We start from the raw sequence: 14026 nt of genomic DNA, 5'->3' as shown, positions 1-14026 counted from the left end.
CCTTACTCCGCGTCCGATAATTGCGCGATCAGCCCCGAGCGCACTTCGGCGACGAGCTTAGCGATTTCGCCATTGCGCACGCGCTCGAGCTCCGGCACGGACTTCTGCAACTCGCTCGGCGCCTGCGACGCCAGTGCGATCAGCCTTTCCTTCAACATGCTCAGAAACTCTGGGTCGGATTCCGCTTCGATGAGAAGACCGTGAAGATCGGCGAGCGCATCGGTGCGGCCGGTGGCGGGCTCGCTGTGCGCGAGCGGCTCCGTCGCGATCCTCACTTTTTCGAGCCAGAGCCGGTCGTGGCTGATCGCGGCGATCTGCGCGAGCACTTCCGCGCGCAGTTGCGCTTCCAGCCCGAAGAGTTCGCCGTGCGCCGCGGTCGCGCCGGCGATCGTCACGCGCACGGCGTGCGGCACGGGCGCCGCGGACGATTCGACGAGCGCTTCGAGCGCACGTCCGACCGCGAGCGCGACTTCATCGAGCGTACCCGCCTGCGATGCGTCGACCGTCACGGCTTCCCAACGCAGCACGTCGATGAAAAGCCGCTCGACGCTCACCTCTTCCGCGTCCGAAACATTGACGATGACCGCGCCGCGCCGTCCCGTCTCGCGGATATTGCGTCCTTGCAGATTGCCCGGAAACACGATGGTCGACGCGTCCTGCCAGATCGCGTAATCGTGCACATGGCCGAGCGCCCAGTAGTGATATTCCTTCGCGTGCAGTTCGGCGACGGAGCACGGCGCGTAGCTCGCGTGCATCGATCCGCCTTCGAGCGCGGTATGCAGCACGCCGATATTGAAATATCCCGCGACCGGCGCCGGATACGCGGTGACGAGATTCGTCGTGACCGCTTTTTCCTTGAAGCTGTGGCCGTGAAGCGCGACCTTCAGATCCTCGATGAGAAAGGTCTGCGGCTTTCGCGTCGAGAAGGTGTGGACGTTGTCGGGCAACTGAAGCTGGCTCGTCATTTCGCTTTCGGCGTCGTGATTGCCGAAGAGCACGTACACCGGAATGCCCGCGCGACGCAGCCGCCCCATTTCACGGCAAAAGAAGATGCCCGTGTTGTGATCGCGCCAAGTGCCGTCGTATAGATCGCCGGCGATCACCATGAAGTCGACTTGCTCGTCGACAGCCACCGACACGAGCTTCGAGAAGGCCTCGCGCGTGGCGTTGCGCAGCATGTCCGCGGGCGCGTCCGCGTAGGCGGAGAGGCCGTGCAACGGGCTGTCGAGATGGATGTCCGCCGCGTGTATGAAGCGCATGGCGCTCGCTCCTTTCAATGGGACCGACGATCATAGCAGCCGGTCAAGACACATCGTGTCCCGATCGACGATGCGTCTTCGGGACGCGATATGTCCCGCCCCGCTCGCAGAATCACTCGTCCGGATTCAACGCGAAACAAGGACCAGACGATGAACGCAACACTCGAACGAGACGCCACGATCACGAGCCCTTACACGCCGGGAAACGTCGATGCCGCAATCGGGCATCTGGAACGCGTGCTGTCGGCGGAAAGCGCGAATTCGCTGTTCGGCCAGACCTATTGGCGTACTCGCGTGCAGCAGGTGAGCGCAACGCGTGGCCTGCTTCACGAGCAGCGCGTGCGGCTGGAACGGCTGATGAAACTGCTGTCGGATGCGGGCCGTGTTTAGCCCTTCGAGCGCTGAACGGCTTGTGCCAGCGCGACGAATTCCGCGACCGGCACTTCCTCGGCGCGGCGCGTGAGATCGAAGCCGAGCGCGTCGAAATCGATCGCGTCGCGGTACGCGCTCAGGTTGTTGCGCAATACCTTGCGGCGCTGCGCGAACGCGGCTTTGACGACGTCGCTCAGCACGGTTTCGTCGACTTCGGGCAACTCGTGCGGCGCGAGCGGAATCATCCGCACGATCGCGGAATTCACCTTCGGCGGCGGATTGAACGATTCGGGCGGCACGTCGATCAGCTTGTCCATCACGTAGCGGTATTGCAGCATCACCGAAAGACGCCCGTAGTCCTTGCTCGCGGGTTCGGCGATCATGCGTTCGACCACCTCGTCCTGCAGCATGAAATGCTGGTCGATGACCTTGTGCGCGAACGTCGTCAAATGGAACAGCAGCGGACTCGAAATGTTGTACGGCAGATTGCCGACGATGCGCAGCGTCGGCTTCTCACTTTCGAGCGCGAGCGAAGCGAAATCGAAGTCGAGCGCATCGGCGGAATGCACGACGAGCCTGTCGCCGAAACGCTTTTCCAGACGGCCGATCAGATCGCGATCCAGTTCGACGGCGTGCAGCGGCGACTCGGGCGTGGCAAGCCGCTCGATCAGAGGCTCGGTGAGCGCCGCGAGGCCCGGCCCGATTTCGACCATGCGCTCGCCGCGCTTCGGCGCGATCACATCGACGATGGAATCGATCACGCCCTGATCGACGAGAAAGTTTTGCCCGAAGCGCTTGCGCGCGAAATGGCCTTGGTGTTTGGTCGACATACTGATTCGAATTGATTGCGCGCGAGTTCAGGCGCTGCGCTTGTGGCGCGCCATCGTAACGGCGGCATCGATGGCGGCGATCATGCTGCCCGGATCGGCGCGGCCCGTGCCGGCGAGATCGAGCGCGGTGCCGTGATCCACCGACGTGCGGATGATCGGCAAGCCGAGCGTCACGTTGATGCCTTCGCCGAAGGTCGCGTACTTCAGCACCGGCAAGCCCTGGTCGTGGAACATCGCGAGCACGCAATCGGCGTCTTTCAGATAGCGCGGCTGGAACAGCGTATCGGCGGGATACGGACCGGGCGCATCGATGCCGAGCGCGCGGGCGCGTTCGAGCGCAGGCGTGATGACGTCGATTTCCTCGCGGCCCAGATAGCCGTTTTCGCCCGCGTGCGGATTGAGCCCGGTGACGAGGATGAGCGGCGCGGGCAAGCCGAAATGCGCGCGCAGATCGTGATCGATGATGGTTAGCGTTTCGACGAGACCGTCGATGCTGAGCGCCGCCGACACGTCCTTCAGCGGCAGATGCGTGGTCGCGAGCGCGACGCGCAACGGACGTTCGCTGGAACCCGCGAGCATCATCACGACGCGCGGCGTATGCGTGCGCTCGGCGAGGTATTCGGTGTGGCCGGTGAAGGGCACGCCGGCATCGTTGATGGTGCTCTTTTGCAGCGGCGCGGTGACGATGGCGTCGAAGCGGCCGGAGACCGCGCCGTCGATGGCGGCATCGAGCAGACCGAGCACGTAGCGCCCGTTCGCCGCATTCAGTTTGCCCGCTTCGGCGGGAACGGCGAGCGCGTGGTGTTCGATGTCGACCGAGTCGGGCCATGCGCCGCCCGCGCGGGACGTGAGCAGATCGCGATCGCCGAGCACCGTGAAGCGCGCCGATGGCCAGCGCTCGCGCGCCTCTCTTAGCGCCGCCGCCGTCAGTTCCGGGCCGACGCCGGCTGGCTCGCCGGTCGTAATGGCGATGGCGAGCGGTCGGGCATCGGCATTCATGCTGTTACTGCGCTTGGGCAGCGACGCCCTTGTACTGCACGTACGCGGTGTCGCGCAGTTCGCGCAGCCAGTCGGAATACGCCTGCTCGGCCTTGCGCTGGCCGATCGCCTGACGCGCGATGTCGAGTTGCTGCGACGCCGATCCTTCCGCATCCCGGCGAGCGAGCACCTGAATCAGGTGATAGCCGTACTCGCTGCGCACCGGATCGCTGACCGCGCCGTCCTGCAGGTTGTTCATCGCGCGCTCGAATTCCGGCACGGTCTCGCCCGGGCTGATCCAGCCAAGATCGCCGCCTTGCGACGCCGAACCGTCCTGCGAATACGTACGCGCGAAGTTGGCGAAATCGCCGCCGTTCGCGACCTGCTGCTTGATGTCGAGCAGCCGCTGGCGCGCGGCCTGTTCCGACATACCGTCCGACACGCGCAGCAGGATGTGGCGCACGTGCGTCTGCACGAGTTTCGGCGCATCGCCGGCGGTGCCCTGGCTCGCGCGGCGATCCACCAGCTTGATGATTTCGAAGCCGCCGTCGGTGCGCAGCAGCGTCGGCACGACCTGGCCCGGACGCAGCGTCGACACTGCGGTCACGATGCCCGCCGGCAGCGAGCCGGGCGCGCGAAAACCGAGATCGCCGCCCTTGCCGGCGTCCGTGTCCTGCGAATTCTGCTTTGCGAGCTTGGCGAAATCGTCGCCGGCTTGCGCCTGCTTGAGCACGGCTTCGGCCTGCGCCTGAACCTTCGCGACTTCGCTTTCCGGCGCGTCCGACGGCAGCTTGAACATGATGTGCTGCAAACGCAGATCGCTCGCGTTGCGCGCGCCCGGACCGCGCTGGCTGGCGATGTAGTTCGCCACTTCGCCGTCGGACACGGTGATCTTGCTATCCACTTCCTTTTCGCGCAGCTTTGAGAGCGTGAGCTCCGTGCGCGCGTCGCGCATGAACGTGGACCAGGGCACGCCCTGCGCCTCGATGCGCGAGCGGTAGACGTCGAGCGTCATCTGGTTTTGCTGCGCGAGACGCGCGAGCGTGCGGTTCACGGTGGCGTCGTCGATGACAATGCCGTCTTCCTTCGCCTTCTGGAGCTGAATGCGCTCGATCACCATCTGATCGAGCACTTGCCGCTGCATCTGATCGGCAGGCGGCACCGGCGCGTTTTGCTGCTGGAGACGCTTGACGATGAGGGCGGTGCGCTCTTCCAGCTCGCGCTGCGTAATGACGCCGTCGTTCACCACCGCGACGACGGAATCCGCGACCTGCACATTGCGATTCGACAACGCCTGCGCACCGGCCGGCGAACTCAGGATCAGCGCGCCGACGAGCACGCCCGCTGCGATTGCCGTCGATCGAAACATATTCACGTTTGCCACAGATACTCCATCAAATACGGACTTCACCGTTCGTGTCCTGCTTGTGTGTCCTGCCCTGCGCGGCCGCCGACGCGCTCTTCGCTGCACGTCCGTGGACGCCGCGAGCCCGATCCGGCCTCACTCGTAATCGCTGTACCGGGAGAGCGGCGGCGGCGCCGCCGGCGGAGGCTGATAACCCTGAACGCTCGCGCGGAACGCGCTGACGAGCCCGTTGTCGACGTTCGACAAGCCCTTGAACGTCAACTGCGCGAGCACGCGCGTGCCCGAGGACGGCTGGCCCAGCGTGTTCACGCCGTTGGCGTACCGCTGCATGCCGAAGCCGAACGCCCAGCAGTCGGCATCGTACTGGAAGCCCAGAAGCCCGTCGACGAGACGATGGCTCGCGAGATCATAGTTCACGCGGCCGACGGCATAGAGACGGTTCGTGAGCGGCCATTCGCCCGAGACCAGGATCTGGTTGATCGGCTCGTTCACCAGCGTTGTCTGGTTCGAACGCGTGTAGCGATAGCCGACGTTGATCACCTTGCGCGCGCCGGGACTGAACGCAAAACCGATGCTCGAGCGCACGAGCTGGTTGTTGTCCACATTATATTGGAACGCAGTTTCCGAAGCGAAACCAGCGCCCAGCTTGATGGCCGCGCCGGCGATCAGGTCGGAGTGCTTTGCCTGCCCCGGCGGCTGATCCGGCGAGATCGTGACGCGCTGGCTCTGGAAATAATACTGCTGCGCGATGACGAAACGCGCACGCTCGTCGCCCGTCGCCGGGTTGATGAAGCGCGTGGTCAGGCCGGCCGTCAGCCGATTTGCGTCCGCGATCCGGTCGTTGCCGACGAACGTGTTCGGCGTGTAGATCTCCGCGAGACCGAAGTCGGCTTCGGCGGTATCGAAAATCGGCGCAAAGTCCTGGTTGTGATACGGCGTGTAGACGTAGTAGAGCCGTGGCTCCAGTGTCTGGATGTAGTCCTGCCCGAAAAGCCGCACAGAGCGATCGAACACGAGGCCTGTGTCGAAGCTGAGCGTCGGGATTGACTCGGTAAAACTCTTGGGCTGTCCCGCGACCGGTGGCGACGAACCCGCGACCTGCGTGGTCGCGATATGGCTCAGATCGTACGACGCGAAGTGCCATTGCACTTTCGGCGTGACGAAATAGCCGGGCGCATTGACCCCGTAGCTCAGGTACGGATTGAAGTACAGCCGGTTGCCGTCGGTGGCGCCCTCGGTCGTGATCGTGAAGCGCGTGGTGTCCAGTTCCGCGCCGTAATCGAAGCCCCCGACGTTGTACTTGTTGTACTGAACGTTGACCTGCGGCTCGCGGGCGTACGGCGGCGTCGAGGGTTGCAGCGTCTGCCAGCGCTGTTCGCGCGCGAGCACCGACCACGGGCCGTTGTTGTACGTGAGCCCCGCTTCCTGCTGATACAGCAGTTGCGTGCCGTTCAGGAACTGATTCGAAGCGTTGCCCAGGTCTTCCGGATATTGATCGTCCGAAACCTTGTTGTAATTGATGTAACCGCCGAAGCCGCTACCGAAGTTCTGACGGTGCTGCCAGAAGATCGCATAGCGGTTCGAGTGCGTCACGCGATCGTCGGGCAGGTAGTTGACGTCGAGCGAGCCTGAGTACGTGGGCGACAGGTAGCGATACGTCGCCTCGCCCAACACGCCGCGCTTCGTCATGATGCGCGGCGTGACGGTCAGATCGCGATTGGGCGCGATATTGAAATAGTACGGGACCGTCAGTTCGAAGCCGGTCGTCGAACTGAGCGTGAAGGTCGGCGGCAGAAGGCCGCTGCGACGGTCGCCGGTCAGCGGAAACGACAGCCACGGGCTGCCGAAAACCGGCACGCCCTGGAAGAACAGCACGCCATTGTGCGCGATGCCCTCTTCAGCGCCGGTGTCGAAATCGAACGACGTGCCCTTGATGTACCACGCCGGATCGGACTCGCACTGGCAGGCCGTATACGTGCCGTGGTCGATGCGCGCCCGCTCGTTGTCGATCATGTCGGCGCGGGCGGCGCTGCCGGAGCCACCCGTGAGGTTGAAACGGTACTTCGGGTTCGTCATGAACCCTTCATTCGCTTCCACCTTCAGATGCGCTTCGGGACCGACGAACGACACGCCGTTGTTGATCAGCCTGACATTGCCGAAAGCATCGGCCATGTCGGTGTCCTGGTCGTAGTGGAGCGCGTCGCCCTTGATGACCGTGACCGTGCGCCGGATCTCCGCCGAGCCCTTCGCCGCCATGTCTTCGTCGGTCGTGCCCGTCGCCTTGTCACTGAGGAGGAAGGTCGAGGGCTGCTGGCCGTTTTGCAGCGGGCGTTCCTGGAGCTCCGGCGCGAGGCGCAGGCTGCCCGGGCCGTCGAGCGGCTGCGGATAGGCGGCGTCGCCCACGAGCTGCGCGTGGGCAAGAGCGGGCATCAAGCCTGGAACGGATAGAAGCGCAGCGACGAGCCGCCGCCTGCGTGGCTTGTCGTCGCCTTTGATTTTCGATACGGGAAACTGTCGTGGCGGCATGTATGGGTGGCGGTTCGATCCCGTTCGCGTCCCACGCGCCCGATGCCGCCGGGCAGGCGGCCGCGCCTTTCCGCAGTCACGAACTTGACGGTCCGTTGCTAAGCGGGGACGACACTCGATCGAACGGTGACGCTCACAGTCGTCGGGAGCCTGGTGCCAGGCGTGAAACGGATCGCTTAAAAAAGTCGTGGGGTATTATATGGCAAGATGTTTGGCCCCTCGAATTTATGACGCACATTCCTTCCGACGCCCGCCTGAACCAGCTTCGCTCGTGGCTCGAAAACGTCGCCGGACCCTACCGGCTGAACGTCGCGAGCCTCGCTCCCGCCTCCGCCGATGCCAGCTTTCGCCGCTATTTCAGGCTCGAGAGCGATTCGGCGTTCGGCAAAACGCTCATCGCCGTCGATGCGCCGCCGCCGGAAAAATGCCGCGAATTCGTGCAGGTCGCCGGGCTTCTCGAGGCCGCGAACGTGCATGTGCCGAAAGTTTTGGAAACGGATTTCGACGCCGGTTTCATGCTGCTCACCGATCTCGGCACGACGACTTACATGTCGGTGCTCGACGAAAAGAACGCGCGGCCGATGATGCGCGCCGCGATCGACACGCTGATCCGCTTTCAGCAAACCGCGCGCGAAGGCGTGCTGCCGCCGTTCGACGAGGCGTTCCTGCGCCGCGAGATGGAGCTGATGCCCGAGTGGTTCATCGGACGCCATCTGGACCGTGAAGTCACCGCCGACGAACGCAAGACGCTCAACGCCACGTTCACGCTGCTGGTGCAAAGCGCGCTCGCGCAGCCGCAGACTTTCATGCTGCGTGACTTCATGCCGCGCAATCTGATGGTGTGCGAGCCGAATCCGGGCGTGCTGGACTTTCAGGACGCGGTGTACGGCCCGATCACGTACGACATGGCCTCGCTCATGCGCGACGCGTTCATCAGCTGGGAAGAAGAGTTTCAGCTCGACTGCGTCGCGTATTACTGGGGGCGCGCAAAAAAGGCCGGACTTCCCGTCGATGAGGATTTCGGCGAGTTCTATCGCCAGCTCGAATGGATGGGCCTGCAGCGCCACATCAAGGTGCTCGGCCTCTTCGCGCGGATTCACTATCGCGACGGCAAGCCGCGCTATCTCGCCGATCTGCCGCGCTTCATCGGTTATGCGCGCAAGGTCGCGGAACGCTACGCGCCGCTGTGGCCGTTCGCGCGTCTGCTCGATTCGCTGGAAGGGCGCGCGGTCGATGTCGGCTACACCTTTTAATGCACGATGACGCACGCTTTGAAAACGGCGATGATCTTCGCCGCCGGACGCGGCGAACGCATGCGCCCGCTCACCGACCTCTGTCCGAAGCCGTTGCTGCCGGTCGGCGGAAAGCCTTTGATCATGTGGCAGATCGAGCGTCTCGCGGCGGCGGGCGTCGAAACGATCGTCATCAATCATGCGTGGCTCGGCGATCAGATCGAAAGCGCGCTCGGCGACGGTTCTCAAAGGGGCGTCGAGCTGCGCTATTCGGCCGAGACCGAAGCGCTGGAGACGGCGGGCGGCATCGCACGGGCGCGTCATCTGATCGGCGATGACGTGTTCATCGCGGTAAGCGGCGACGTCTTTTGCGACTTCGATTACGCGACCTTGCGCGAGCGCGCCTCGACGCTCGCTTCGATGCCCTCGCCCGGCATGCATCTCGTGATGGTGCCGAATCCGCCGTTCCATCCAAAGGGCGACTTCGCGCTGAACGACGGCACGCTCGCGCTGGAAGGCGAGCCGCGCTATACGTTCGGCAACATCGGTCTGTACGACACGCGCATGTTCGACGATCTCGCACCCGGCACGCGCCGCGCACTCACGCCGTACTATCGCGAAACCATCGCGGCCGGGCGCGCGAGCGGCGAGCTCTACGAAGGCCGATGGGAAAACGTCGGCACGCCCGCGCAGCTCCGCGCACTCGACGAGGAACTGCGGGCGGGGTGAGCTTCGGAGATTGGGACGCATCCGATGGTAAAATGCGCGGTTCTCGCGTCTTTTCCTCCCATTGCGACAAGCAATCATGTCCGATACCCGTCCCGATACCCTCTTTGCGCTCACCGCGCTCTCGCCGCTCGACGGCCGCTATGCCGCCAAGACCGAAGCCCTGCGCGACTGGCTTTCCGAAGCCGCGTTCATGCGCCATCGCGTGACGGTTGAGATTCACTGGCTGATCGCGTTGTCGCGCGCGGGTTTGGCCGAAGTGCCGCGCTTCTCCGACGCTTCCGAACAGTTCCTGCTGGGCCTCGCCGAGCGCTTCACCGCGCACGATGCGGCGCGCATCAAGGACATCGAACGCGTGACGAATCACGACGTGAAGGCCGTCGAATACTGGCTCAAGGAGTCGGTCAAGGGTCAGCCGGAACTGGAGCGCGCAAGCGAATTCATCCACTTCGCGTGCACGTCGGAAGACATCAACAACACATCGCACGGTCTGATGCTGGCCGGCGCGCGCGAACGCGTGATTTTGCCCGCGCTGCGCTCGGTGCATGAACGTCTCGTGAAGCTCGCGCACATGCACGCAGAGCAGCCCATGCTTTCGCGCACGCACGGTCAGCCCGCCAGCCCGACGACGCTCGGCAAGGAAATCGCCAATGTCGCGGCGCGTCTTGCGCGCGCGATCACGCGTATCGAGAAGGTCGAACTGCTCGGCAAGATGAACGGCGCGGTCGGCAACTTCAACGCGCATCTGTCGGCGTATCCGGACTTCGACTGGGAAGCGTTCTCGAAAGATGTCGTCGAAAATCGGCTGAAGCTCACGTTCAATCCGTACACGATCCAGATCGAGCCGCACGATTACATGGCCGAACTGTTCGACGCCGTCGCGCGCGCGAACACGATTCTGCTCGACCTCGATCGCGATGTGTGGGGCTACATTTCGCTCGGCTATTTCAAGCAGAAGACGAAGGCCGGTGAAATCGGCTCGTCGACGATGCCGCACAAGGTCAATCCGATCGACTTCGAGAACTCGGAGGGCAATCTCGGCCTCGCGAACGCGACGCTGCGCCATCTCGCGGACAAGCTGCCGGTCTCGCGCTGGCAGCGCGATCTGACCGATTCGACGGTGCTGCGCAATATCGGCGTCGCCTTCGGCTACTCGCTGCTCGCTTACGACGCGCTGATCCGTGGCCTCGACAAGCTCGAAGTGAACGCGGCGCGTCTGAACGAAGATCTCGACAATACGTGGGAAGTGCTCGCCGAGCCGGTGCAGACGGTGATGCGCCGCTACGGCATCGAGAACCCGTATGAGCAATTGAAGGAACTGACGCGCGGCAAGGGCATCACGCGCGAGGCGCTGCAGACGTTCATCGGCGGGCTGGCGATTCCGGCCGACGCGAAGAAGCTGCTCCTTGAGATGACACCCGGCTCGTATATCGGCAAGGCGGTGGAGCTGGCGAAGCGGATCAGCTAGGCAAAAAGGCAAAAGCCCCGGAATTCCGGGGCTTTTTTCATTGGCGTGTCATTTGCGCGTCTTCAACTTCTCGAGCACGTTGTCGACGATCTGCTCGGGCGTGAGCTCGATGCTTTCCGTAATCGCCTCGTCCTCGCCGGGTTCTTCCAGTGTGTCCAGTTGGCTCTGCAACAGCGACGGATCGAAGAAGTGTCCGGTGCGCGAACCGAGACGCTCGCGAAGCACATCCATCGTGCCGTGCAGATAGATGAAGCACACGTCGCGATCGCCGTCGCGCAGGATGTCGCGATACGAGCGTTTCAGCGACGAGCACGTAAATACCGCCGTCTCGCCCGCACGTTGCTTTTCCTCGATCGCGGCACGAATGGTCTTGAGCCACGGCCAGCGATCCTCGTCGGTCAGCGGGATGCCCTTGTGCATCTTCTCCTTGTTCGCGGCGCTGTGGAACGCGTCGCCGTCGGTGAAAGTGCAGTGCAGCCGCTCCGCCAGCATCTCGCCGATGAGGGACTTGCCGGCACCCGACACGCCCATTGCGATCAAAATCATCGAAGTCTCCTTACACGAACATCGCGAGCACGAAGGTCAAGCCCAGGCCCATCAGAGAGATGATCGTTTCGAGCAACGACCACGTCTTGAACGTCTGACCGACCGTCATCCCGAAATACTCTTTGATCAACCAGAAGCCGCCGTCGTTCACATGCGAGAAGATCAGCGAGCCGGAGCCGGTGGCGAGCACCAGCAGTTCCGGGCTCGTGTGACCGCCCGCCGCGGCGGCGATCGGCGCAACGATGCCGCAGGCGGTGGTCATCGCGACCGTGGCCGAGCCTGTCGCCAGACGGATCAGCGCGGCGACGAACCAGCCAAGCAACAGCGGCGACAGGCTCGCCGACGACGCGGTCGCGACGATCTGCTGCGAAATGCCGCTATCGCGCAGAACCTGGCCGAAGCCGCCGCCAGCGCCGACGATCAGCGTAATGCCCGCGATCGGCGCTAGGCACTCGCCGCAGAACTTCTGAATCTGCTCACGGTTGAAGCCCTGCTTCGCGCCGAACGTCCAGAAGCTGACCAGCACGGCGATCAACAGCGCCATATCCGACTGGCCGATGAAACGCAGCAAATCGTTCGGCAGCGTTTTCGGCGTGAAAACCAGATCGGCCCAGCTCCCGATCAACATCAGAATGACTGGCAGCAGAATGGTGAACAACGTGATGCCGAAGCTCGGCAAATCGCGCTTCTTCTCGGTATCGCCGTGCTTCTGGGTGAACTGGTCGGCGAGCGCGTTGGCGTCGGGCAGCTTGATGTATTTGTGGATCAACAGCGCGAACAGCGGGCCGGCGACGATTGCAGTCGGCACGCCGACGATCAGACCGTAGGCGATTGTCTTTCCGATATCGGCGTGGTACGCCTGCACCGCGAGCAACGCAGCCGGGTGCGGCGGAATCAGACCGTGCACGACCGAGAGACCCGCCACCATCGGCAGACCGATCAACAGCAGCGACTTGCCGGTGCGCTTCGCGACGTTGAACGCAATGGGAATTAGCAGCACGAAGCCCACTTCGAAGAACACCGGCAAGCCGACGATGATCGCGACGACCATCATCGCCCAGTGAATGTTCTTCTCACCGAAGAGATTGATCAGCGTATTGGCGATGCGCTCGGCTCCGCCCGATTCGGCCATCATCTTGCCGAGCATCGTGCCAAGGCCGACGACGACAGCAATGTGACCGAGCGTATTTCCGTTGCCGGTTTCGAACGACTTCACGATTTTGTCCATCGGCATGCCGACCGCGAGGGCAAGCAATACGGACACGATCATGAGAACGAGGAACGGGTAAACCTTATAGCGGGCGATCATCAGGATCAGAACCGCGATCGCGATCACCGCGTAGAGCAGTAGCATGCTCCCGTGGACGGCTGGCATAACGCCTCCTTGATTTTGTTGAGGTTTTCTGCGCTATGTATGCGTTTGCCGTCGTTGCACTGCACACGCGGCAACATCCGGCAAGCGCAAACACGGCGCTGGGCAACGGAATTTTACTTGTAAGCGAGGAAGTCGGCCGAGAAATGGCAGCGAGAAGCGCGCGCGTGCGAAACGCGGCCCCGCTTCCCACCGGACGTCCAATTGGCGCGCGCGGCTTCCGCTTGGCCTGAGCTGCGGATTGTCGGCGCGGAACCACGATTACTTGGCGATCCTTGCAATCCGGGCGGCGTCCCGCCACACGGAACATGTCGTCCGGATCGCTAGCTTCTTGCCGGTAAGCCGCTAATGTGGCGCCCTGACCGTCTGCCAGGTTGCATACCGCGCCGCCAGAACTCTTCTTGCCTCGCGCCATGGCATCTCGGCGACTCAGCACCCCCCCGGTTAAAAGTAATTCAGCGGATCTTCCCAATGCTGCGACACGACGATTTCGGTATGCTTGGCAAGATACGTCGAGGTGTCGAAGCGTCCGAGAAACACCGCCTTTTGATTCCGCACGATGTCCAGCTGGTTCTTCAGCGCAATGAATTCGCGGCACTGCGTGGCCAGATGCTGCGCGTTGGTCACCTGAAGCAATTGAATGTCGTCAGGCCGTTCGCGATAAGCCAATTCCGCGATCATCGCCGGATAAAGACAGAATTTCACGATAATGATATTCGGCTCCATCACGCTCAGGCGACGCGGCCCGCGTGCGGCTGATGCTCGCCCGAATGCGGCGACGAAGCGGTACGCGCCTTCAGGAAAAGGGGGCTCCAGATGAATTGCACCATCCGCGCGGTTTGACGACGCATGACTTCAAAGTACGGCGCGCTGATGTTCGCAATTTGCGGAATTCAGATGTCGTCGTAGCGTTGATTGACGAACAGGTTGTCGCCGAAAGTCGGTCTTTTGAACAGAATCGACGCCATCGCTTGGACGTATTCGAAACCGCAACAATAAGAGATGAGGCGCGCGCACCGCTCCTTCAGATAAGCCGTCGCGTTCGCGTCGATCTGGCCACCAAGCTCGATCAACACATCGACCTTGTCCTTCGCATCATCGAATGTGACGGTGAGCCAGCGCTCGAGATCCCAGGGCAATTGGTTCGTGTTCGCCACATGCGTCGTGTTGAGGAGCACGACGCTCTCGACGGTCGGACAGTTCTTGAGTGCTTCCGCGAGAAACACCGCGTTCTGCTTGATACCGTTGTTCCACAACGTTTCGGCCTCGTGAAACAGGCCGATCGTATGCCAGTTCGCAACTTCTTCATTCCCGTTAACGCCGTTGCCTCGCGGCAGATGCTTGAATCCCG

At 62.9% G+C, this 14026-nt stretch carries 11 protein-coding genes and 1 pseudogene; 4 read left to right on the top strand and 8 right to left on the bottom strand.

Features of this window, described 5'->3' with window-relative positions; genetic code table 11:
* Positions 1 to 2 precede the first annotated feature (2 nt).
* Positions 3 to 1259 carry a metallophosphoesterase family protein gene (locus BG60_RS11320; protein WP_034471513.1) on the bottom strand — a complete coding sequence of 419 codons (1257 nt, stop codon included), beginning with the start codon at positions 1257 to 1259 and terminating at the stop codon, positions 3 to 5.
* Between the two features lie 150 nt (positions 1260 to 1409).
* Between BG60_RS11320 and BG60_RS11315 the strand changes: the two genes are divergently transcribed.
* Positions 1410 to 1649, top strand: a complete 240-nt coding sequence (locus BG60_RS11315) for a hypothetical protein (protein WP_034471511.1) — start codon at positions 1410 to 1412, stop codon at positions 1647 to 1649.
* Here the strand turns inward: BG60_RS11315 and rsmA are convergent.
* The 4 genes from rsmA to BG60_RS11295 all read right to left on the bottom strand — a co-directional run bounded on the left by rsmA (position 1646) and on the right by BG60_RS11295 (position 7331).
* Positions 1646 to 2461 (bottom strand): 16S rRNA (adenine(1518)-N(6)/adenine(1519)-N(6))-dimethyltransferase RsmA, encoded by an 816-nt coding sequence (gene rsmA / locus BG60_RS11310; RefSeq protein WP_008342822.1) that lies wholly within the window; start codon positions 2459 to 2461, stop codon positions 1646 to 1648. The genes BG60_RS11315 and rsmA overlap by 4 nt on opposite strands.
* Before the next feature lie 27 nt (positions 2462 to 2488).
* A complete protein-coding gene (gene pdxA, locus BG60_RS11305) occupies positions 2489 to 3460 on the bottom strand; it encodes a 4-hydroxythreonine-4-phosphate dehydrogenase PdxA (protein WP_034471509.1) in 972 nt (323 codons plus the stop codon).
* 4 nt (positions 3461 to 3464) lie between these two features.
* Positions 3465 to 4808, bottom strand: coding sequence for a peptidylprolyl isomerase (locus BG60_RS11300; protein ID WP_008342825.1), 1344 nt, complete (start codon positions 4806 to 4808; stop codon positions 3465 to 3467).
* Between the two features lie 132 nt (positions 4809 to 4940).
* Positions 4941 to 7331 carry an LPS-assembly protein LptD gene (locus tag BG60_RS11295; RefSeq protein WP_008342827.1) on the bottom strand — a complete coding sequence of 797 codons (2391 nt, stop codon included), beginning with the start codon at positions 7329 to 7331 and terminating at the stop codon, positions 4941 to 4943.
* A gap of 227 nt (positions 7332 to 7558) precedes the next feature.
* On the opposite strand from BG60_RS11295, the gene BG60_RS11290 reads away from it, so the two are divergent.
* From BG60_RS11290 to purB, 3 genes are all read left to right on the top strand, one after another.
* Complete coding sequence (locus BG60_RS11290) at positions 7559 to 8584, top strand: aminoglycoside phosphotransferase family protein (RefSeq protein WP_008342829.1); 1026 nt, start codon at positions 7559 to 7561, stop codon at positions 8582 to 8584.
* 6 nt (positions 8585 to 8590) lie between these two features.
* Positions 8591 to 9292 carry an N-acetylmuramate alpha-1-phosphate uridylyltransferase MurU gene (murU, locus tag BG60_RS11285; RefSeq protein ID WP_008342831.1) on the top strand — a complete coding sequence of 234 codons (702 nt, stop codon included), beginning with the start codon at positions 8591 to 8593 and terminating at the stop codon, positions 9290 to 9292.
* A 76-nt stretch (positions 9293 to 9368) separates the two neighbouring features.
* Positions 9369 to 10757, top strand: coding sequence for an adenylosuccinate lyase (gene purB, locus BG60_RS11280; protein WP_008342833.1), 1389 nt, complete (start codon positions 9369 to 9371; stop codon positions 10755 to 10757).
* A gap of 48 nt (positions 10758 to 10805) precedes the next feature.
* Here purB and BG60_RS11275 read toward each other — a convergent pair whose 3' ends face one another.
* The 3 genes and pseudogenes from BG60_RS11275 to BG60_RS37850 all read right to left on the bottom strand — a co-directional run bounded on the left by BG60_RS11275 (position 10806) and on the right by BG60_RS37850 (position 13901).
* Entirely contained in the window at positions 10806 to 11303 is a 498-nt protein-coding gene (locus BG60_RS11275) for a gluconokinase (protein WP_008342835.1), read from the bottom strand.
* Positions 11304 to 11313: 10 nt separating this feature from the next.
* Positions 11314 to 12678 carry a GntP family permease gene (locus BG60_RS11270; RefSeq protein ID WP_008342836.1) on the bottom strand — a complete coding sequence of 455 codons (1365 nt, stop codon included), beginning with the start codon at positions 12676 to 12678 and terminating at the stop codon, positions 11314 to 11316.
* A gap of 441 nt (positions 12679 to 13119) precedes the next feature.
* Positions 13120 to 13901: pseudogene (locus tag BG60_RS37850) on the bottom strand (DUF2827 family protein).
* Between the last annotated feature and the right edge of the window lie 125 nt (positions 13902 to 14026).

The sequence above is a fragment of the Caballeronia zhejiangensis genome, from assembly GCF_000698575.1.
Lineage (GTDB): Bacteria > Pseudomonadota > Gammaproteobacteria > Burkholderiales > Burkholderiaceae > Caballeronia > Caballeronia zhejiangensis.
Note: the sequence above shows the minus strand (reverse complement) of the source record. Positions and strands in the feature narration are given on the sequence as shown.